The 20590-nt window shown below is 34.8% G+C and carries 19 protein-coding genes; 8 read left to right on the top strand and 11 right to left on the bottom strand.

Annotated features, from left to right (window positions below):
* The first annotated feature begins 174 nt into the window (after positions 1–174).
* On the top strand, positions 175–792 hold the full coding sequence (locus IPJ80_12280; GenBank protein ID MBK7914257.1) for a deoxynucleoside kinase: 618 nt from the start codon (positions 175–177) through the stop codon (positions 790–792).
* A 50-nt stretch (positions 793–842) separates the two neighbouring features.
* Here the strand turns inward: IPJ80_12280 and IPJ80_12275 are convergent, their stop codons facing one another.
* Entirely contained in the window at positions 843–1796 is a 954-nt protein-coding gene (locus IPJ80_12275; GenBank protein ID MBK7914256.1) for a magnesium transporter CorA family protein, read from the bottom strand.
* Between the two features lie 183 nt (positions 1797–1979).
* The gene (locus tag IPJ80_12270) at positions 1980–3224 is read right to left on the bottom strand and encodes an ABC transporter permease (protein MBK7914255.1); all 1245 of its coding nucleotides are present in this window, start codon (positions 3222–3224) and stop codon (positions 1980–1982) included.
* A gap of 75 nt (positions 3225–3299) precedes the next feature.
* Between IPJ80_12270 and IPJ80_12265 the strand changes: the two genes are divergently transcribed.
* Both IPJ80_12265 and IPJ80_12260 read left to right on the top strand, forming a co-directional pair.
* Positions 3300–4586, top strand: coding sequence for a tyrosine--tRNA ligase (locus tag IPJ80_12265; GenBank protein MBK7914254.1), 1287 nt, complete (start codon positions 3300–3302; stop codon positions 4584–4586).
* Positions 4587–4596: 10 nt separating this feature from the next.
* Complete coding sequence (locus IPJ80_12260; protein ID MBK7914253.1) at positions 4597–5853, top strand: alpha-hydroxy-acid oxidizing protein; 1257 nt, start codon at positions 4597–4599, stop codon at positions 5851–5853.
* 10 nt (positions 5854–5863) lie between these two features.
* On the opposite strand, the gene msrB is transcribed toward IPJ80_12260, so the two are convergent.
* The 3 genes from msrB to rimO are packed head-to-tail and all read right to left on the bottom strand — an operon-like array spanning position 5864 to position 8165.
* Positions 5864–6415, bottom strand: coding sequence for a peptide-methionine (R)-S-oxide reductase MsrB (msrB, locus tag IPJ80_12255; protein ID MBK7914252.1), 552 nt, complete (start codon positions 6413–6415; stop codon positions 5864–5866).
* Entirely contained in the window at positions 6405–6845 is a 441-nt protein-coding gene (locus IPJ80_12250; protein ID MBK7914251.1) for a hypothetical protein, read from the bottom strand. Before IPJ80_12250 ends, msrB begins: the two co-directional genes overlap by 11 nt.
* 3 nt (positions 6846–6848) lie before the next feature.
* Entirely contained in the window at positions 6849–8165 is a 1317-nt protein-coding gene (rimO, locus tag IPJ80_12245; GenBank protein ID MBK7914250.1) for a 30S ribosomal protein S12 methylthiotransferase RimO, read from the bottom strand.
* Positions 8166–8216: 51 nt separating this feature from the next.
* On the opposite strand from rimO, the gene IPJ80_12240 reads away from it, so the two are divergent.
* Positions 8217–8882, top strand: a complete 666-nt coding sequence (locus IPJ80_12240; GenBank protein MBK7914249.1) for a hypothetical protein — start codon at positions 8217–8219, stop codon at positions 8880–8882.
* 11 nt (positions 8883–8893) lie between these two features.
* On the opposite strand, the gene topA is transcribed toward IPJ80_12240, so the two are convergent.
* Positions 8894–11425 carry a type I DNA topoisomerase gene (topA, locus tag IPJ80_12235; GenBank protein MBK7914248.1) on the bottom strand — a complete coding sequence of 844 codons (2532 nt, stop codon included), beginning with the start codon at positions 11423–11425 and terminating at the stop codon, positions 8894–8896.
* Between the two features lie 153 nt (positions 11426–11578).
* The gene (locus IPJ80_12230) at positions 11579–12052 is read right to left on the bottom strand and encodes a hypothetical protein (GenBank protein ID MBK7914247.1); all 474 of its coding nucleotides are present in this window, start codon (positions 12050–12052) and stop codon (positions 11579–11581) included.
* 231 nt (positions 12053–12283) lie between these two features.
* Here IPJ80_12230 and IPJ80_12225 point away from each other — a divergent pair, with 231 nt between their 5' ends.
* Complete coding sequence (locus tag IPJ80_12225; protein MBK7914246.1) at positions 12284–12457, top strand: hypothetical protein; 174 nt, start codon at positions 12284–12286, stop codon at positions 12455–12457.
* 216 nt (positions 12458–12673) lie between these two features.
* On the opposite strand, the gene IPJ80_12220 is transcribed toward IPJ80_12225, so the two are convergent.
* The 4 genes from IPJ80_12220 to IPJ80_12205 all read right to left on the bottom strand — a co-directional run bounded on the left by IPJ80_12220 (position 12674) and on the right by IPJ80_12205 (position 18199).
* Positions 12674–14053, bottom strand: a complete 1380-nt coding sequence (locus tag IPJ80_12220; GenBank protein MBK7914245.1) for an amino acid ABC transporter substrate-binding protein — start codon at positions 14051–14053, stop codon at positions 12674–12676.
* Entirely contained in the window at positions 14010–15539 is a 1530-nt protein-coding gene (guaA, locus tag IPJ80_12215; GenBank protein MBK7914244.1) for a glutamine-hydrolyzing GMP synthase, read from the bottom strand. Before guaA ends, IPJ80_12220 begins: the two co-directional genes overlap by 44 nt.
* Before the next feature lie 36 nt (positions 15540–15575).
* Complete coding sequence (gene nusB / locus IPJ80_12210; protein MBK7914243.1) at positions 15576–16475, bottom strand: transcription antitermination factor NusB; 900 nt, start codon at positions 16473–16475, stop codon at positions 15576–15578.
* A 206-nt stretch (positions 16476–16681) separates the two neighbouring features.
* Positions 16682–18199: a DoxX family protein gene (locus tag IPJ80_12205; GenBank protein ID MBK7914242.1), complete on the bottom strand. Its 1518-nt coding sequence runs from the start codon at positions 18197–18199 to the stop codon at positions 16682–16684.
* Positions 18200–18439: 240 nt separating this feature from the next.
* Here IPJ80_12205 and IPJ80_12200 point away from each other — a divergent pair, with 240 nt between their 5' ends.
* The 3 genes from IPJ80_12200 to IPJ80_12190 are packed head-to-tail and all read left to right on the top strand — an operon-like array spanning position 18440 to position 20559.
* Positions 18440–19300 (top strand): hypothetical protein, encoded by an 861-nt coding sequence (locus IPJ80_12200; GenBank protein ID MBK7914241.1) that lies wholly within the window; start codon positions 18440–18442, stop codon positions 19298–19300.
* A gap of 12 nt (positions 19301–19312) precedes the next feature.
* Positions 19313–19972 (top strand): YigZ family protein, encoded by a 660-nt coding sequence (locus tag IPJ80_12195; protein MBK7914240.1) that lies wholly within the window; start codon positions 19313–19315, stop codon positions 19970–19972.
* A complete protein-coding gene (locus IPJ80_12190) occupies positions 19969–20559 on the top strand; it encodes a dephospho-CoA kinase (protein MBK7914239.1) in 591 nt (196 codons plus the stop codon). Before IPJ80_12195 ends, IPJ80_12190 begins: the two co-directional genes overlap by 4 nt.
* Positions 20560–20590 lie beyond the last annotated feature (31 nt).

Raw genomic sequence — 20590 nt, 5'->3', positions numbered from 1 at the left:
ACAAAATTGACACTTTCCCACGACAAATCCATTCCCAATAGAAATTCAGCTATAAAACCTGTACTAATTGCTCGTTTTTAACGATGAATGGTCTGTTTTTAAAACAACGGCTTTATTTCCAATTCCATTAAAGTTTTGGATAAAAAGCCTAATTTGCAGATTCAAATTGTTTCTATGAAACACATAGCAATTGCTGGAAATATCGGTGCTGGAAAAACGACTCTTTGTGAATTGTTGTCCAAGCAGTTTTCATGGGATGTTTTATATGAGGACACAAGCATCAACCCATACCTCAGTGATTTTTATTATGATATGCCAAGGTGGGCCTTTAATCTCCAGGTTTACTTTTTAAATAGCCGGTTTCAACAAATAGTTGAAATTCAGAAAGGGTCTAAAACGGTAATTCAAGACCGAACTATTTACGAAGATGCCCATATTTTCGCGCCAAATCTTCATGAAATGGGTCTTATGTCCAAACGAGATTTTGAAAATTATTTTTCACTGTTTCAAATCATGATGAGTACGATTAAAGCGCCTGATCTTTTGATTTATTTAAAGGCTTCTATTCCAACTTTGGTAAATCATATTCAATTAAGAGGCCGGGACTACGAAGGCAATATGAGTTTGGACTATTTAAAAAAATTAAATCAACGATACGAACAATGGATATCTGAATTTAATCAAAGTCCTGTGATTGTTGTAAATACGGATGAATTGGATTTTATTAATAATCCAGAGCATTTAGGTAAAATAATATCGGATGTGAGTTCTCAGATTTATGGTTTATTTTAATCTTGTGTTTTACTTTCTTAAAATATACATAGAACACACAATGATCCTTCCTATAACACATCTTTTCGTTTAAAAAACCAAATGAGCAACATACTAAATCCTAAAGAAAAAATAATTACCAAATAAAATGAAATCCATGAATCCCCTAAATTCATGGGCATAGGAACATTCATACCAAAAAAACTGGCCACAAGAGTTGGCACCATTAAAATTACTGTAATAACAGTAAGGCGATTAATGAATTTATTAAGGTTATTTGAAATGATGGAAGCATATGCCTCCATGGTTCCATTTAGAATATTCGTGTATAATTGTGCTACTTCCCTAGCTTGATTATTATCGACAATGATGTCCTCAAATAATTCGCTCAAGTCCTCATTCCCTTTAACTGCAATAAAATCAGTCCGCTTCATCTTTAACTTCAGGAGTTCATTGGCACTGAGCGAATTCACAAAATATACCAGACTTTTTTCAATTCGCAACAAGCTTTGCAATTCTGCACTCCGGCTTGAATGATACAGCTCTTGTTCTATGAGATTGCGTCTCATATTCAATTTTTTCAAATATTCCAAGAACAACCGAACTGTTTGCTCAAATATTTGAAGTATGAATAAAGTTTCATTTCGAGGATTAAAATTTTTCACCTTATTGTCAAAAAACTTCTCAAGGACCGGATTTTCTACACTTGAAATAGTGATGAGTTTACCCTGACAAAGTATGATACCCATAGGAACTGTAATAAAAATCGGGTCATTTTCTTTGTCTGATTCATTTATAACCGGTGTATTGAATATGATACTCCGGGCTTCATCGTATTTCTCATATCGTGCCCGCTCTTCAATATCAAGAGGGTCAGTCAAAAAGTCAGATTCGATGCCAAGTTTTGATGCAAATTCATCCAATTCACCATGGGCAAATGGAGGAGATAAATTAATCCAAGAGGACTGTTCTAATTCGAAAACTTCCCCACAGATATTTTGAGAAACTGCATAGTAACGGATCATCGCTTGTTTGTTCGCTTAAATTGCAACGCATTTTTAAAATGGAAATTTTCAGTTGCTAAATTACATCAAACAATTTATATTTTGATACTTTAAGCTAAGCAATTTAGCTTTTTCCAAACAACAAAATTCATGAATACCTATTGGTTTAAATTCCTGATAGTTACATATAGCTAATTTTCGCTTTTAACGAAACTTCAATGCCTGGACAGGTCGTATGGACTGTATAATTAAACTTGGAATAATCATACTTAAAATTATGGTTACAAAAAATATCAAATTCAAAATAATAATAGGAAAAACACTTAAATCAACCGGAGCATAAGACAGATAATAATCACTTTCACTTAAATGAATCAATTGATACTTCTTTTGTATAAAGCATAATCCATATCCAATGATATTGCCGAGTAAAATACTCCAGGCTAAAATTCGCGCTGCATATCTCAAAAAGATCTTCCGCTGTTCCCATCGACCCATTCCCAAAACTGTTAAAACTCCGATCATGTGCGTTCGCTCCAATATTAAAATCATTACAGTAGTCGCCATGTTTATCAAACAAACTGCCAAAATCAAAAAAAGTATAAACTGCTTATTGGTATTTTGTAAAGCCAACCATTCAAATATATTTGGAAATTTTTCTCTGATCGTTTCTGAATACCAATTTATCGGCAACATGTTTTCATAGATATAACGATTTACCGATTCTGACTGATTAATATCTTTACAGAATAACTCAAGGCCCGTAACTTCCATTGGGCCTTTGTGAATTAATTCCTGGAGCATTTTTATATCTACTAATGCAAAACGGCGATCGTATTCTCCCAAACCTGTATTATAAATTCCAACAACTTTTAATTTGCGTTTGAGATGTTCATTTTCAACAATAAAATTTAAAATCACAAATTGACCCGTATCTACATTGATGCGTTTTGCTGTTTCCTCTGATATCAATAGTTCACGCACCCAATTTGTGTTAGAAGTATCAAGTATTCTACCCTTTTTTAGAAAATCTTTGAAAAAATTCCAGTCAAAATCCGATCCAATTCCTTTAATAAATAATCCTTCAAATTCCGCTTTGGAACCAACAATTGAAGGAAAAACCAAGAATCGTTGAATATGCCGAATGGGTGTTTCTGTAGAACCAGGTGGTTTTACTGATTCTAAACTATCCAACAAGGTATCCGTAAGATTAATAGTAATTGGCTCAATGCTGCGTTTGGATTGAATGTCGGTAATGTGAATATGTCCCCAAAACCCAAATACTTTTTGAGCAATTTCTTTTTGAAAACCATTGAAAACACTCTGTGAAATAATCATCACGCTTAAACTCAGTGCAGTGGCTATGATAGAAATACGAATGATACTCCTTGTAAAGGACTTCCTGAAACTTAGAAAGGTTTTTCTTGAAATATATGCACTTAAATTCATGATGGTTGGATAAGTCGTTTACCATTATCCACTTATTTCTTGTAATTTTGCAAACTTACAATGTTTAATTTGAGTATGCAAAAAAATGGATTTTTAGACGAGTTAAGATGGCGTTCTATGTTGCAGGATTATACACCCGGTCTGGAAGAATACCTGGAAGGGGGAATCCGCACAGCATATATTGGATTTGATCCTACCGCCAAATCTTTGGGATTAGGAAATTATGTTCAAATTATGCTTTTAAGTTTCTTTCAACGAGCCGGACATCGACCCGTAGTTGTCATGGGCGGTGCAACCGGTCGCATTGGCGACCCGTCGGGAAAGGATAAAGAACGTGAATTAAAATCCTATCAAGAGCTGGATGATAACATTCAGTTTCAGGTAAAGCAGTTAAAACAGTTACTCAATTTTGATGAAGGTCCAAATAAAGCAATCTTAGTCAATAACTTCGATTTTTATAAAGACATGAATGTGTTGGAATTCTTGAGGGATGTAGGCAAACACACAACTATAAATTACATGCTCTCAAAAGAATCTGTCAAGAAAAGACTCGAAACTGGCATTTCTTATACTGAATTTTCTTACCAGCTCTTGCAGGCATACGATTTTTATTGTCTCTATCAATTGCATGATTGCCGAATACAAATGGGTGGTTCTGATCAATGGGGAAATATTACCGCAGGAACAGAATATATTGGAAAAGTAATCGCTAATTCCAAAGCGTATGCAGTAACAACCCCCCTCTTAACAAAATCAGACGGTAAAAAATTTGGAAAGACAGAATCCGGAAATATTTTTTTAGACCCAGCATTGACAAGTCCTTATAAATTTTATCAATTCTGGATAAATTCGGACGATTCTGATTTAAGTAAATTTTTCCGCTATTTTAGTTTAAAATCGCAAGTTGAAATTGAAGCCTTAGAACATGAGCATGCTTCTGACCTGCGTTCTTTAAAAAAAATATTGGCTGAAGAAATTACCTTGAGGGTACATGGTAAAAAAGCATTTCAGGGAGCTATGGAAGTTTCAGAATTGTTATTTAACAAAGATTGTACTACGGATTTTCTTTTTTCGCTAGAATCTGAAACTTATAAACAGCTGAAAGACGAACTTCCAAATTTTAGTATTTCTCGTGGACAATTTAATGAAAACAAGAATGTAATCAGTTTATTGTCAGAACATACAAGCATTCTTAATTCAAAATCAGAAGCACGAAGAGCCATACAAGGAAATGCAATTGGAATTAATAAGAGAAAAATATCTGATGTGGATGCCAATCTATTAGAAACAGATTTAATTCACGACAAATACATTATAGTTGACAATGGAAAGAAGAACAAGTATTTAATAGAAATTCAATAATTCTTATTTCATGGAGCTGGGACGAGATTGGTTAAAAGTAATATTTAGCAATGGCCTGGCTGGGAAAAAACCTTGCATACCAATTTCCTTTGATTTATTACAACTGGAAGCCTCCAAAAAACTAAGCAAAAAAGCATTTGATTATATTTTTACTGGTGCCGGAACGAATCTTGGGGTTTTTAATAATCGGGAAGCATTTAAACGGTATCGAATCAAACCTCACATGCTTCAAGGGTGTGAAAATCCTTCTTTAGAAACCAAGATTTTTAATCAACATTTTCCGCTACCCTTTTACTTTTCTCCAATAGGAGTTCTTGAGCTTGCACATTTCAATGCAGATTTGGAATTAGCCATGGCAGCTAAAAACACCGGGCTCACCATGATTTACTCCAATCAGGCATCAAAATCTATGGAAGCATGCAGTTCGCTGTTAGACACCTCGAATAAATGGTTTCAGCTGTACTTCAGTAAATCAAGAGAACTTGTAGAAAGTTTAGTTTCCAGAGCAGAACAAAATGGATGCACTGCTTTAGTTATAACGTTAGATACTACCACCATTGGATGGAGGGTGATGGATCTGGAAAATGCATACCTTCCCTTTATATATGGCAAAGGCTTAGCACAATACACATCAGATCCCGTATTTAATAAATTGATGAATTCAAATAAATACAACACTCCAACAAAATCAGGGAGTAATCGTCCGGGAATCTTAGATACCTTAGAAATTTTAAAATCCTATCCTGATACCCTATTGAACAATCTTAAAACCGGTAATTCCATAAAAGCAATTCGATGTTTTTTTGATTTGTATTCAAATCCAAATTTATCATGGGATGACATTACTTGGTTACGCAGCATTACAAAATTACCCATAGTATTAAAAGGGATTTTACGCGAAGAAGATGCTCAAAAAGCAATTGATATTGGAATGGATGGGATCATTGTATCAAATCACGGTGGGCGTCAAATTGACCAGGTGTTTTCAAGCCTGGATGCATTGCGTCAAATAAAAAAAATAATACCTTCCTCTTATCCGCTTTTATTTGATAGTGGAATCCGAAGTGGCACAGACATCTTCATTGCATTGGCTTTGGGTGCAAAAGCAATTGGAATTGGGCGTCCCTATGTATATGCACTAGCACTAAAAGGCCACATTGGAGTTGAAACTTTGGTGAAAAATCTTGCTTCTGAATTAATAATCACAATGAGTCTATGTGGTTGCAAATCAATTGAATCGATCACTTCTGATCTAATAACAGATTGATTTAAAATAACTACTTTACAACACCATTTGGAATAAAATTTAAAGAAACAGAGTTCATGCAATACCTTAAACCGGTTGGTTGGGGTCCGTCATCAAACACATGACCTAAGTGACCTTTACAGCGAGAACAAACAACTTCGATTCTCGACATTCCGTGCTCATTGTCTTGGATTTCCGATACCAGTTTATTTTGAATAGGTTTTAAAAAACTTGGCCATCCTGTACCCGATTCAAATTTTTGTTCGGATTCAAAAAGTGGCAAGCCGCATGCATTGCAAACATAGATTCCTTTGGCATGATTGTCCCAATACATCCCAGTAAACGCTCTTTCTGTTCCTTTCTCGCGCAATACATGGTAAGCTTGAGGCGTTAATTTTTGCTTCCATACTTCTTCAGAAAATTGAACAGGCACAATTTCTGAGGGGATCTCCACTTTCACATTAGATCCTTCCATTTTATCTTTTTGCAAATTCTGTGTTGTGCCCTGGTTTTTTAAATTTTGTTGACAAGCAACTTGTTGTGAAACAAAGAATATCAATAAATAAAGTAAATTAATTTTCATCCTCAATCTTTTTATTTTGATTAATGGCCATCTCTACAATTTTACGAAGCAGATTAATTATTGTAATAAACACAATATAAACCAGGCTAAATACTAAAAGTATCCATGAGTAAGTTTCAACTTCATAAACAACTTTTCCGGAAATCAGCGTATTTAATCCCACAATAACAACTAAACAGGCCACATAAGTAAATATTGAATTTCTGAAATAAGTCATTTTATCGGCAGCTGTAAAACTAAAAACGCTATTTATTATTATATAAAACAATAGCAATGCAGTTCCAAATAACCAACAATATTTATCTACAAGTTGTCTGTTTTCAATCAGGTCTAAAAATTTTAATACCAATAGAATCAAGCCATATAAGGCTATTATTAATAACGCTTGATATCCCGGTTTTATGTATTGCTTAAAAATGGATTTTTCCATTGTTTAAAATTCTGGTACAGCAATTAAATCATAAGCATCTGCTTTTATAATTCGTGCATTTACAAAATCTCCTATTCTCAAATAGTTCGTGCTTGGATTTTCAAATAAAACATCATTGTCGACTTCTGGACTATCAAACTCGGTTCTGCCAAAATAATAATTATTTTCCTTTTTATCAATTAAAACTTTATAAACCTTGTTCAACTTCTTTTGATTTAACTCATAGCTGATATCCTCTTGGATAGCCATAAGCTCAGCTGCCCGTGCTTCTTTGGTTTCTGGACTAACGAGATCCCCTAATTGATATGCGCTGGTATCTTCTTCCTGTGAATATTGAAACACACCCATCCGCTCAAATTTCGCAAAACGAACAAATTCACACAGTTCTTGAAAAATAGCGTCTGTTTCTCCAGGAAACCCTATCAGAAATGTAGTCCGAAAATGGATACCAGGAATCTTATCTCTAATAGTCTGTACCAATTGAATCGTTTCTTCTTTTGAAATTTGACGCTTCATGGCGGTTAAAATCGGATCGGAAATGTGTTGAAGAGGTAAATCTATGTAGTTACAAATTTTAGGTTCGTCCCGAATGACATCCAGAATTTCCAATGGAAATTTGGAAGGATAAGCATAATGTAAACGTATCCACTCTATGCCATCTATGGCCGCTAATTTGTGCAGCAATTCATTCAATGCTCTTTTTTTATAAAGATCCAATCCGTAATAAGTCAATTCTTGAGCTATTAGTATAAGCTCCTTGACTCCATATTTTGCTAAATGCTTTGCCTGTATAACCAAATCTTCTATCGGCACCGAGCGGTGCTTACCTCTCATCAATGGAATAGCACAAAAACTGCAGGTTCTGTTACAACCTTCAGAAATTTTTAAATAGGCAAAATGTGCTGGTGTCGTTACAATTCGCTCTCCTATCAGTTCTTTTTTATAATCAGCATTTAATTTCGCAAGCAAGCCCGGCATTTCCATGGTCCCAAAAAATGCATCCACTTCAGGAATTTCTTCCTCCAGATTGTCTTTATATCGTTGGGACAGACAACCGGTGACATACAACTTCTCCAGTTTACCTTGCTTTTTTAAATTGGCGTATTCAAGGATGGTATTGATCGATTCTTCTTTGGCACGGTCTATAAATCCGCAGGTATTTATGACCACAGTTTGAGAGACCTCTTTGATGGGGTTATGCTCCACCTCAAACTGGTTGTATTTAAGTTGCGTAATGAGGTTTTCTGAATCCACCCAGTTTTTTGAACAACCTAGCGTAACAATCTGTATTTTATTGGATATTTGTTTCTTGGTTTTCAATTTTAAATTTAGGCAAAGATAATAAGTTACTAAAAAATGGGTTTCCTTAATATGAAGATTCGTTTCCTTGCAGTTTTGATGAGTGTCGTATTATTCCAAAAGTCTTCAATTGGGCAATATGGCTTCCATTTGGAATCTGGAGCAGTGCTTTTTTCAATTCCATCCGGAAATCAACATTACATGATCAAAAACACAAGCCACTTTGGCATTGGGCCGTCTTATTGGTTTCGAATCAAACCCAGAAGAATTGAATTTAACCCTGCTTTGCTTTTTGATTACACGAAATCGAATGAACTATCAAACGCCTTGAGTTTAAAAGAAATCCAATTTAAATTATCCGTTCCAATCTTGTTTTATCCAATGGATTTCGGCAATGATTGCAATTGTCCGACATTTAACAAACAAGGACAGTTTTTTAAAAAAGGGTTTCATTTTATTTTAAATCCCAATTTTGCTTATAATAAGCAGACTTACAAAACGGTTACTGACCCAGTTACAAATTCAACTTTAATATTTTCAATTGGTATTGGAGCGGGTATTGATATTGGTATTAATCGAGCTTGGACATTTAGTCCATCATTTGTATTAAATAAATCATTTAATGATGAATTCTTACTAAAAGACACTGGTCTAATTGAAAAAGACTTATCCCTGAGTCGATATCAGGCAAATTTACAACTTCGGTTTCTCTGGTATCCGCGTAAAAAACGGTATTAAACTAAACCGTTTTATTTTGCTTTTTTCTTACGTTCCTTTTTTACAAACGCAGTAGGTATTTGCTCCTGAATAATCGATTTAATATCCTCCAAAGTCATCTTAGCCGCTTGATCAGCTGTTATTCTTTGACCATCCTTCTTTGGAAAATTGATTAATTTTTTTCCATATTTAATGTAAGGCCCCCACCTGCCGTTTTCAACGGTTATTTTATCTTCATCAAACTTAAGTATAAATCGATTTGCTTCTTTTACTTCTTTTGCATCGATCAATGGTTTAACATCATCCAAATTCAACTTTTCAAAATTGATTCTTTTGGGTACATTTACAAATATTCCATTCCATTTTACAAAGGGCCCAAACCGTCCGGTGCCTTTGGTTACTGGCAATTCCTTATAGTAGCCAATTGGGGCATCCTCTTTTTGCTTTTGCTTAATAATTTCTATAGCAGTTTCCTTTGAAATTTCGAGCGGATCCAGATTTTTAGGTATCGAAATAAATTGCTCACCAAACTTAACATAAGGGCCAAATCGACCTGAACCAATTGTCACATCTTGATTTTCATGTTTACCAAGATCTCTAGGTAGTTTAAACAGCTCTAAGGCTTCCTCAAAACTGATGGTCTCCATACTTTGACCAGGCTTGAGATTCGCAAAGACCGGTTTTTCATCCTCTTTCATCTCATCCCGATCCCCTAATTGAACCACCGGACCAAAGCGAGTCAATTGTACTAATATTTTCTTTCCAGTTGCTGGATCAATTCCTAAATCTCTTCTTCCTTTAGCGCGCTCACCCTGTTCCATCACCACATCCACATTTTTGTGAAATGGCCAATAAAAATCATCAATCATTTTAACCCAGTTTAACTTGCCATCTGCTATTTCGTCAAATTCTTGTTCGATTTCAGCAGTAAAACTGTAATTGATAACATCTGGAAAATGCAAGGCTAAATAATCACAAACAATCATCCCGATGTCTGTTGGATATAAATGATTTTTTCCTGCGCCTGTAATTTCAGACTCCTTTGTTTCTATAATCTTTTTTTGTTCTAATTTGAGAACCTGAAATGCACGCTCCATTCCAGGCCTGCTTTCTTTTACAACATACCCCCGATTTTCCTCCATAATCTTACTAATGGTAGGTGCATAGGTGGATGGTCTTCCAATACCTAATTCTTCTAATTTTTTAACTAAACTTGCTTCAGTATAGCGTGCAGGTGGTCTTGTATATTTTTGGGTTGCTGTTATATTGAGATAATTTAAAAGATCCTTTACTTTTAAAGGAGGCAGTATGGATGCATTTTCTTCGTCTTCATCATCCGATGATTCAAGATATAATTTTAAGAAACCATCAAAAATCAACACTTCTCCAGTTGCTTGAAAAAAATGATCTTTCGTTTTAGAAATTGCAATGTCAACTTCTGTTTTTTCAATTTCAGCAGCGGCCATTTGAGAAGCCATTGCACGTTTCCAGATTAATTCATATAATTTTTGTTGGTCGGTATCTTCTCCTGCATTTCGCAGGTCCATGTATGTCGGACGAATGGCTTCGTGTGCTTCCTGGGCAGATGCATTTTTGGTTTTGTATTGCCGCGTATGTACATATTGCTTACCAAATTGCTTCTCGATTTCCACAGCCATTTCATTTAATGCCGTTTCACTTAAATTAGTGGAATCCGTTCGCATATATGTAATCCAACCGAGTTCATATAATTTTTGAGCATTGCTCATGGTTCGGTTAACACCAAAACCCAGTTTTCTACTTGCTTCTTGTTGTAAGGTTGAAGTTGTAAATGGAGGTGCCGGATTTCGTTTAGTTGGCTTTACAGCTACATGCGATACTAGGTAATTCGAATCACTACACAATTCTAAAAATTGACGGGATTCTTTGGCAGTTTTAAATTTATGATTTAATACTGCCTTTATTTGTTGCTTATTTTTTGCATCCGCACTAACGAATAATGCATCTATTTTAAAATAATCCTCGGATTGAAACTCCTGAATAGATCGTTCCCGATCCACAACTAACTTAACAGCAACTGATTGAACCCGACCTGCAGAAAGTTTATTTCGAACTTTTCTCCATAATATTTCTGATAATTCAAAACCAACCAAACGATCCAATACGCGTCTGGCTTGTTGCGCATTTACCAGGTTAAGATCTACCGTCCTTGGATTCTTTACTGCCTTTTGAATGGCTTGTTTTGTAATCTCATGGAATACAATCCGATTGACTTTCTCTGGATTCAGACCTAATACTTCGCATAGATGCCAACTAATTGCTTCCCCTTCACGGTCTTCATCCGTTGCCAACCAAATTTCATCCACTTTGGCTGCCCAATCTTTTAAATCCTTTACTACTTTGGTCTTTTCAGGTGAAACCACATAGTTTGGAGTAAACTTTTGATTGATGTCTATGCCTTTACTTCCTTTGTCCAGGTCACGAATATGGCCATAGCTGGACTTTACTTTAAAATCCTTGCCTAAATATTTTTCAATAGTTTTTGCTTTGGCGGGTGACTCTACGATTAACAGCTTACTTGCCATTCAGTGCTAATTTTTCATTTAAAATCGGGCAAAGCTATAAATTTTTGGGAACTAGGATTTTTTTTCAATGGGCGTTCCGTGTTAAATTCATACGGATATTAAGCTGTTTTATCACTAAATGGAGCTTCTAAATTTAACATAACAACTTGATAATCAATTTCTAATTGGCTTTTGCGCGATGGTGTCTATTTTAAATTTGCTCAATTTTTTTGCGTAATCCGATTTTCTCTGAATAATATACTTATCGATTAATTTCTGATCATCCAAGGCCTGTTTGTTTAAATGCCTGTACCAACAACGGATTAACAAATCCTCCATATCATCAGGAAAGGACAATCCTCTTGACTTTAAATAATAAGCCAAGCGACTCCCCTCTTCCAACCCCCAGTTTATTTGCATCCATCGTCCTAAATTAAAATGCAACTTACTGGCAATGCTGTCTTCAGGAAGCTCTAATAAGCTTTTAGCCATTTTATCATCTGTAAGTCGGTCTAATTCAAGCATGGCATCTTCAATATTCATGGGGATGTAAACATCATTGATCCGCTCAAGTTGAATACGGGCCTGATACATTTTTTCAAACTCTTCAGGGGTATTCTGAGCAACAACATAATTAATCAAGAACATGAACAAAATCAATTGAATGCTATTTCTCTTCATATGATTCTAGAACGTATGGCATTAAATTTTAGTTTAATTTGTCCGCTCATTTGCTTCTAATTTTAACAAATTATGAACTCGGGTAAAGGCTCAAATAATTTCCCTCTATTCAAAATTGGAATCGTTTTAGGATTGACGTTAAGCTGTTTATGGTTAACACAAGACTATTTTGCCTCCTTCCTTTGTTTGTTAATCCCAATGCTTGCACTTACTTTGATGGCAATCAGTTTTATCGCTGAATTTTTTGAAAAATCAAACCTTCCCTATTGGTATTATCGTTTGATGTGGCTCATGGTACTGATCCCTCTTGCATTGCTTCTGATTTTTGGAAGTATCAGCCAGATGCAATTCGACTGGACAAAGGCTCATTAATTGATTTTATTCACTTTCAATACTGATAGCTTAATAAATAATTCGAATTTAGCTTAAATGACTAGTAAGTATTTGACTCCAAGCTTGTATTTAGTTCTTTTTCCAGCTCCAATCAGATAAAGCCTTGCCAACTTTCATTTAAAATAAATACAATTCACAAAAATGAAAGATATAGCTTTAGGTATAAATGTGGTAGCTATTCAAAAGTAGCTATAATTATTCAATCACATTGTATCGATTATTCTTAATTTCTACAATTCTAATAAAGCTGTTTTCGTAGAAATCCGGAACTACCTGTGATGTGTTAGTCGTCTTATAAACTGGTTTGATTTCAAATTCTGTTTCCAGTGGTTTAAATTGTTGTTTTAGATTTTCTATTTGAAATGGCAATTCTGATTTTAATAAAGCTCCAATTAAATACTGTGCAACATCATATCCTTCCAAAGCATCATCTCCAGGAAATTCTCTGTATTCATCAAAATACTTCCTTCTAAAATTTTTAATATCTGTTCGCGATTCGTCTGTAAAATTGCTTATTGACAATCTGACATTTAAGGTATTTATAAAATCAAAAATGTCGGTCTTTAATTCTGTCCATTTAGATAAGCCGTAGATATACACCGGTTTTGTTTTCTTTTCTGCAGAAACCCTTCGCAAAAAATGGTAAATGTAATTTTCATCTTTAGATGAAGCCATTGGCAAAATAAAAACCGTTGGGCCATCTGCCTTTAAATATTTTTCCAAAATGGGTTCAATGGATTTTGATAAATCCTCCTCTGAAATAATTTCTTCTTGAATTAAGTCTTTTCCGGCAAATCCCTCATTAAAATATTTTGCCCTGGATTCAACTTTCGACTTACTTACCAAGAAAATATTTTCTGGATTAAAATGCTTTCTGGCATGTTCATTGATTTTTTGAAAATGAGCATTCAAACCAGGTTTCAGCTGAAGGTAATATTGATTTTGATCCGTAATAGTTGAGCTACTTATCCAAGGACTGACCAACATCGTTTTATTTTGCTTTGCCCAATTGGCTGCAAATTTTAATGCTTCCGCTTTATAAGGTCCTATTATTAAGTCCGGAGTATTACTAACGCGTTCTTGCAGAATTTTTTCAGTATGTTCAATTTCTCCTGAATCAAATACATCCAGAAAGACTGGAACTTCGGATTTATTCTGAAACTCATTCAATGCCATTTTCATTCCTGCATAAAATTGTACAAACCTCAAATTGGTGGTATTGATTTTATTGACGACTGTGTCTTGTTCACTAACTTTAAATGGAATTAAAGCTAAAACATGAATGGGTTTCATCGCTTTTGAAACCTTGGTTTTATCTTCTTTTGGAAGGCTGTCTACTTTTATAATTTCTGGTTTGGTTTCTTGTTTTACTACTTCTTCCTTCCAATAAATTGTATCAATTTTATTAGGTATTGTCTTGACTGGAATCTCTTTTTGAACTTGCTCTTGATTAGGAGGCCGAAGTACTGAAGGTTTTTTCCTGGCAGTTCCGCAGGAAAATAGTAGGGTACAACACAACCATATCAGTTGTTTATTCCCATTCAATCGTTGCAGGAGGCTTCGAACTAATATCATAAACAACCCGGTTTATACCTTTGACTTGATTAATAATTTCACTGGATATTTTGGCAAGTAGCGCATGTGGAATTTCAGAAAACTCAGCGGTCATCCCATCTGTTGAATTAACAGCTCGTAATGCGATGACTCGTTCATATGTTCGCTCATCCCCCATAACCCCTACGGTATGTATTGGTAGGAGCACGGCTCCTGCCTGCCATATTTTGTCATAATACCCGTGATCTTTAAGATTATTAATATAAATATGATCGGCTTGTTGGAGCAATAAGACTTTCTCTTCTGTAACATCACCTATGATACGTATTCCCAATCCAGGTCCAGGAAAAGGGTGACGATTTAAAATATCTGGAGGCAATTCCAATGCTTTGCCGACTTCCCTGACTTCATCCTTAAAAAGTAGTTTTAACGGTTCAATAATTTTTAGATGCAAGGTATCGGGCAATCCTCCAACGTTATGGTGTGATTTTATTGTAACCGAAGGACCATAAACCGAAACTGACTCTATAATATCAGGATAAATTGTGCCCTGACATAACCATTTGACTTCAGGAAAATTTGATGCAGCTTGTTGAAATACATCAATAAATATTTTTCCAATGATTTTTCGCTTTCTTTCTGGGTCCGCTTCTCCTTTTAAAGCATCGTAAAATAATTTACGGGCATCAATCCCTTTAACATCGAGACCCAAATCTTTATAGGTATGCAATACCTGATCAAATTCATTAAAACGCAACAAGCCATTGTCTATAAAAAAACAATGTAAGCGATTGCCAATCGCTTTTTTCATTATCAAGGCCGCTACAGATGAATCTACCCCACCGGAAAGTGCCAAAAGGACATGTTCGTCTTGAACAGATTCACGTATCTGTTGAATTGTTTCGTCTATATATGATTTTGTGGTCCAGTTGGACTGGATTCCGCATATTTTTTTAAGAAAATTACCAAGCATGACTTTCCCGAATAAAGTATGCATTACCTCAGGATGAAACTGAAACGCGTATACCGGAAATTTTGACTTGCTTGCTTTTATTGCTGCAACAGGAATGCTATCTGTAGAACCAATAATTTGAAAATCAGGAGGAATGCTGGTAATTGTATCGCTATGTGACATCCAAACCTGAGATTCAGGCTCTACATCATCCCAAATTGGATCTGAAAGTAATTGTTTCAAATTAGCACGTCCGTATTCTCTTTTGTCAGAAACCTGAACGGCACCTCCAAGAGTTGAAGCCATTAATTGAGCCCCATAACAAATGCCCAAAACAGGATACTTATTAAACAAATCTGTAAAATCAACTGTGGGATGGTTTGTTTCTCTTACTGAGCTTGGACTGCCTGATAAGATAACTGCAGCTATTTTTTCATCTTCGGGCACCGGTTTATGAAATGGAATGATCTCACAATAAATTTCAAGTTCACGCACACGTCGGGCAATAAGTTGTGTAACCTGTGACCCAAAATCTAAAATAATAACTTTATCCATAAAGAAACCCTATGATCTATAAAAAACCAAGTTGAATTATAAATTCAAACCTCTGCCTTCCTTGACAATCTTCCCTTCGGAATCCAATTGCTTCAATAATTTGTCCAACACCCCATTTACAAACTCCTTAGACTTGTCTGTACTATACGTTTTTGAAAGTTCCACATATTCATTAAGTGTAACTTTTGCCGGGATTGTTTTAAAATTGGTCATCTCTACGACACCCATTTTTATAAGAATCATATCGATTAAAGCAACGCGTTCAGAATCCCAGTTCTCTAAAACCGGATTTATCAATGCCTCAAGTTCCTGATCTTGTTTGTGCGTATTTTCCAGTAAGAATTTTCCAAAAACTTCTACCGTATCATCGTCCGGGATATGTTCTTCAAAAATAGGACCTGTTTTAGGCAATATTTTCAAAGTCTTTTTAAGAGCCCCAATAACTAATGACTTATCATCTGTCCAACCACAAAAACGGTCGTCCATGATTTCATTAAAAACCTCATTTTTTCTGCAAAACCGATAAAGCTCAAGTAATATTTCAACATGATCTTCATTAGTAGATTCACTGCTCAGGTATTTTTGATAAGCCTCCTCCTTGCAAAATTCCTTATAAATTTTTCTAAACAAATCTTCATCTAAACCTTCTCCACATTTTTCTTCCTTAAATTTTGCCTGCAATACTTTATTGTTTACAAGGCTAGTTATCAATGGGTTAGAAAATATTTTATCTGTAAAAAGTTTATCCTCATCCGTTTTAATATGTTTGGCAATACGATTTTTTGAATCTTCTGCGGCAAAAGAGCAAACTTTAATAATACAATATAAGTTCAATAAATACAGACGAAAAGAATCCTGTATTGTAGAATAATATGCATTTACAGCATCCCTGAAGTTGAGATCTCGATCCTGGGCCAGACTATACAGTTGTTGCATCACTTTGACGCGAACATTCCTCCTACTCAGCATGTAGTGTTACGGCTTTTATTTGCCACAAAAGTAAGCCGATTTATGAATTAAAGAAATTAAATAAAGCTGTAATTTGTTATCAGCAAGCAAAGAGCACTACCCAAATCTAAGATTTGAACTGATAACAAGTTCATTAAGCAGCACGCCTCTAACTGATTTCAACACTCATTTACTTAATAAATCTTAGTACCATGTCCATTTAAATATTTATTCTTTAATTCTGTTGGGTCTGGTAGTTGTTTATAATGCCATTTTTGGATAATCTGACCATTTTGAATCAGCAATAAACCCGGATTGGACCTCATGATGGTTTTTAACAAGAGGTCATCTGCTTCATAACATGGAAAATCAATCCCGGCAGCCTGTTTCAAATCAGCAATTCCTTCTTCAGTCAATGCTCCGAATATGGCTGATGACATCGCCAGGTCTTTCACACTATCCAGCAATGGCAATATGGAGGTTTTAAGAATTTTTAAATAGTCTTCATTCCACTCATATTTGTTGCGTTTAATCGTCTTTGCTTCAGTTCCGGCAAAAACACGTTCTATTCTGATGGAATCCTTTTTCTTCATTTTAATCAAAATGGTATCCATTCTGAATATTGAATCCAACCGTTCTTCTTTGATTGAGACACTGGTGTATTTAACTTTTGGGCTTATAATAACCAAATTATATTTTGTTTCATCAAGGAATGATTCCGTTGCAGGATTTCCATCTAAATACAAAATTTCAAAATCAGAAATTTTAGTTCTTGGGATTTTTGGCTCTGACTTAATCTGATCCAAGGTTTCCCAACTTGCTTTAAAGTTTGGATTATTTTTAAATGAATCTAAAAAGTCCTTTGCCGGAACTTCCAGTTCATGTTTATCAATTTTATTTCTGATTTTATAAGCGAGTATTTCAACATCTGCCATTGCTTTCTGCTCAGCTGCAAGCGTTGTTTTGATATTAACGCCATTTTTAAAGGGTCTAAAATCTATTATTGGTTCATTCCAAACAAAATTACTAAAGCAAAATAAACACAACGCCAGGGTGCTTACGAAAGTAATCCCTGTTCTGATTACCGGGCTGAAGATTTCATGACAATGCTTCCATCTAAAAATAAACCAAAGCGCTGGAATCATTAAAATGAGGTCTTTAAAAAATGATATTTTCGGTTCCAGTTTAATAAAATCACCAAAACAGCCACAATCTGTTACGCGCATTTGGTTTTTATTGTATTCTGTCCATTTTGAAAATTCAAAAAAGTTAGCATCTGTTGGAACATAGCCCGTCAAATAAGTAAATCCCGTTAAAACAGTGAAAAACACCATGATGGCAAAGAACAGCCAGGAACCAAGACGTTTCTGATAACCTATGATAAGCATAATGCCTAAAACAATTTCCAGAACTATCATAAATACCGAAAAACTGATCGCATGCTGTGAAAACCATGGAAAAACAGGCGCTAAAAATTTAAGGAAAGATCCTTTACAGGTATCTTCAAAAGCAGTAAAATATTGCTCCATCTTATAAGCGGTTCCCAAAGGATCCACTGCCTTTACAAAGCCAGAAAATATAAAAAGGCAACCTGCAAAATTTTGCAAAAAGCTGTCAGGAATGCTTATAGACTTTTTATAAGCCCTTGCAATTAAAAAAGTTAACAGCATAGCTGCAATTCCTACATAAATAAATAAACTGAAAAGTGTCATTCTGGTATTGCTTTTAAATGATTAAAACCTCAAAGAAGTCTTTTGACCAAAGTTTAACTGTTATTAAACGTCTCATTTACACATAAATAGACAAATCCTAAGCTTGTAAACTGGTAAAAGAACCTTTTAGTGAGTTCCCGTATATCCTAAATTTAAAACAAATGCTCAACAAAACTATTTTTAAAAAACCAAAGTGATGCCAAATGTTTGCAAAGACTTTTCAATAATTTGTTAATAACTTTGTCGTTAGCCATGGTTTTTACCATACTTTGTATTTTTTGCACGGCATTACTCGGCATCCTTTTCAGGCTTTCTTCTGCATTTAATGTCCGTACTTCTGTGATCATACTTATCAATTATATCACCTGCTTTATTATAGGTTTAATCTGGAATGGAAACAAAATGCTCCATCAATTTTCTATTGAATGGATTCCATGGATATTAGGATTCGGCCTGCTGTTTATTCTAGGATTTAATGCATTTGCAAGTGCAATCAGGTCATCTGGGTTGCCAATTGCCGTATTGTTTCAAAAAATGTCAATTGTAATAACCGTTGTCGCTGCTTTATTTCTAGGTGATCCAATAAATTCAATTCAACTCCTTGGTTGGACGAGTGGAATTTTGGCAATCGTTTTGGCCTACGGAACGAATACTGAATCTGCAAGTAACCCATTTCATTTTAAAACCCTGATTGCCACACTAATTATATCATCTGCTATTGAAATTGGATTCCTCTTACTCAGTAAAGCCACATTCTTAAATCCAGATTTTCATACCCTGTTTCCGGGCTATTTATTTTTATCGGCTGCGTTATTTGGATTCGCTGCATTTCGTATTTCAAACCAACCAACTAAAATAAGCAAACAAGAAATCTCATTTGGAATTGCCTTAGGATTGCCTAATTTTTTTTCAATTTATTTTATGCTCAATGCGCTTCAAATGGAATGGAGCGGAGTTGCATTCTTTCCTGTTCTAAATTGTTCTGTTATCATAGCTTCTGCTCTGAGCGGTTATTACTTGTTTAAAGACTCTCTTACAAGTAAATTGATAATCGCCATTCTTTTATCAACAATTTCTATACTTTTGATTTCATTATTTTAGAATCCAAAGAAACTGAAAATCAACTCTTATTTAACCATTAAAATACCTAATTCCTATGAACTAACTTCAAAAGGAAGTAAATTCATTGCCTATTCCTTTCAGGTGCGGGACAAACAACAAATCGAATTAAAAATTGAAGAAATCAAGAATTTACATCCAAAAGCCCGCCATTGGTGCTATGCATGGAAAATTGGAGTTAAGGAATTTCATTCTAAGTCATTTGATGATGGAGAACCAGCTGGATCTGCAGGCAAACCGATCTTAAATCAGATTGAATCATTTCAACTTACTCAATGCCTGGTAGTGGTTGTGCGTTATTTTGGTGGCACTTTATTGGGAGTCCCCGGACTTATTAAAGCATATAAAGAATCATGTTGGAATTGTTTAAATCAAGCTGAAAAAACAGAAATCCTAATACTGAATAAATTTAATTATTCAGGTCCTTTTGAAAAAATACAATCCATCCTAAGCATATTAAAAGAACTTGAAGTACGCGTTTGTTCATTTAAATTTGGTGATCCCTCATTTATAGAATTTGAATTACCAATTAAAGATGAATCTATCTGGTTCGCCAAAATCAACTCACGACTTGAAAAGAAACGTATCAATCCAGATGAAAATAACTATCAAATCAAGGATTGCATCTTAATTAACAATGAACTCATTCTATGAAGGTAATAGGATTAACCGGAGGTATTGGAAGTGGCAAAACAACAGTAGCCAAAATTTTCGAAATGCTTGATGTACCTATATATAATTCAGACCTTCGAGCACGTTGGATTATGGAAAACAATCTTGAAATTATCCAACAAATTAAAAATCACTTTGGTCCTTTAGCATATGATTCTAAACACAACTTAAATCGAGCTTTTATAGCTAAAAATGTTTTCAATAACCCTGAAGAAACTCAATGGATAAACGATCTTATTCACCCTGCTGTTGGTTTAGACTTTGCGAGTTGGAGTACCAATCAACATGCTCCTTTTATCATAAAAGAATCTGCTTTATTAATTGAAGTATTAAATCACCAGGCAGTAGATAAAATAATATTAGTTGTTTCAAATGAACAACTTCGAATTGATCGTTTGAAAAAAAGAGATCAATTGACTCTGGAAGAAATTCAAAAACGCATGAAAGCCCAATTAAATGATGAACAGCGAAGTCCTTATGCAGATTATACGATCTACAATCTTGGCATCCAAAGCATCATTCGACAGACGCTGAACATTTATTTGAATTTAAAGGAATTATTCAGTTAAATTAACTGACCGGATGCTCATATCTGGCTAA

Source organism: Saprospiraceae bacterium, from assembly GCA_016714025.1.
GTDB lineage: Bacteria > Bacteroidota > Bacteroidia > Chitinophagales > Saprospiraceae > Vicinibacter.
The sequence above is the reverse complement of the archived record's forward strand: the minus strand, read 5'-3'. Positions and strand labels throughout refer to the sequence as shown.

Excerpts from the sequence above, each read along its gene's own strand:
- IPJ80_12280 (MBK7914257.1), top strand. The coding sequence starts at position 175 with ATGAAACACATAGCAATTGCTGGAAATATCGGTGCTGGAAAAACGACT.
- IPJ80_12275 (MBK7914256.1), bottom strand. The coding sequence starts at position 1,796 with ATGATCCGTTACTATGCAGTTTCTCAAAATATCTGTGGGGAAGTTTTC.
- IPJ80_12270 (MBK7914255.1), bottom strand. The coding sequence starts at position 3,224 with ATGAATTTAAGTGCATATATTTCAAGAAAAACCTTTCTAAGTTTCAGG.
- IPJ80_12265 (MBK7914254.1), top strand. The coding sequence starts at position 3,300 with ATGCAAAAAAATGGATTTTTAGACGAGTTAAGATGGCGTTCTATGTTG.
- IPJ80_12260 (MBK7914253.1), top strand. The coding sequence starts at position 4,597 with ATGGAGCTGGGACGAGATTGGTTAAAAGTAATATTTAGCAATGGCCTG.
- msrB (MBK7914252.1), bottom strand. The coding sequence starts at position 6,415 with ATGAAAATTAATTTACTTTATTTATTGATATTCTTTGTTTCACAACAA.
- IPJ80_12250 (MBK7914251.1), bottom strand. The coding sequence starts at position 6,845 with ATGGAAAAATCCATTTTTAAGCAATACATAAAACCGGGATATCAAGCG.
- IPJ80_12240 (MBK7914249.1), top strand. The coding sequence starts at position 8,217 with ATGAAGATTCGTTTCCTTGCAGTTTTGATGAGTGTCGTATTATTCCAA.
- topA (MBK7914248.1), bottom strand. The coding sequence starts at position 11,425 with ATGGCAAGTAAGCTGTTAATCGTAGAGTCACCCGCCAAAGCAAAAACT.
- IPJ80_12230 (MBK7914247.1), bottom strand. The coding sequence starts at position 12,052 with ATGTTCTTGATTAATTATGTTGTTGCTCAGAATACCCCTGAAGAGTTT.
- IPJ80_12225 (MBK7914246.1), top strand. The coding sequence starts at position 12,284 with ATGCTTGCACTTACTTTGATGGCAATCAGTTTTATCGCTGAATTTTTT.
- IPJ80_12220 (MBK7914245.1), bottom strand. The coding sequence starts at position 14,053 with ATGATATTAGTTCGAAGCCTCCTGCAACGATTGAATGGGAATAAACAA.
- guaA (MBK7914244.1), bottom strand. The coding sequence starts at position 15,539 with ATGGATAAAGTTATTATTTTAGATTTTGGGTCACAGGTTACACAACTT.
- nusB (MBK7914243.1), bottom strand. The coding sequence starts at position 16,475 with ATGCAACAACTGTATAGTCTGGCCCAGGATCGAGATCTCAACTTCAGG.
- IPJ80_12205 (MBK7914242.1), bottom strand. The coding sequence starts at position 18,199 with ATGACACTTTTCAGTTTATTTATTTATGTAGGAATTGCAGCTATGCTG.
- IPJ80_12190 (MBK7914239.1), top strand. The coding sequence starts at position 19,969 with ATGAAGGTAATAGGATTAACCGGAGGTATTGGAAGTGGCAAAACAACA.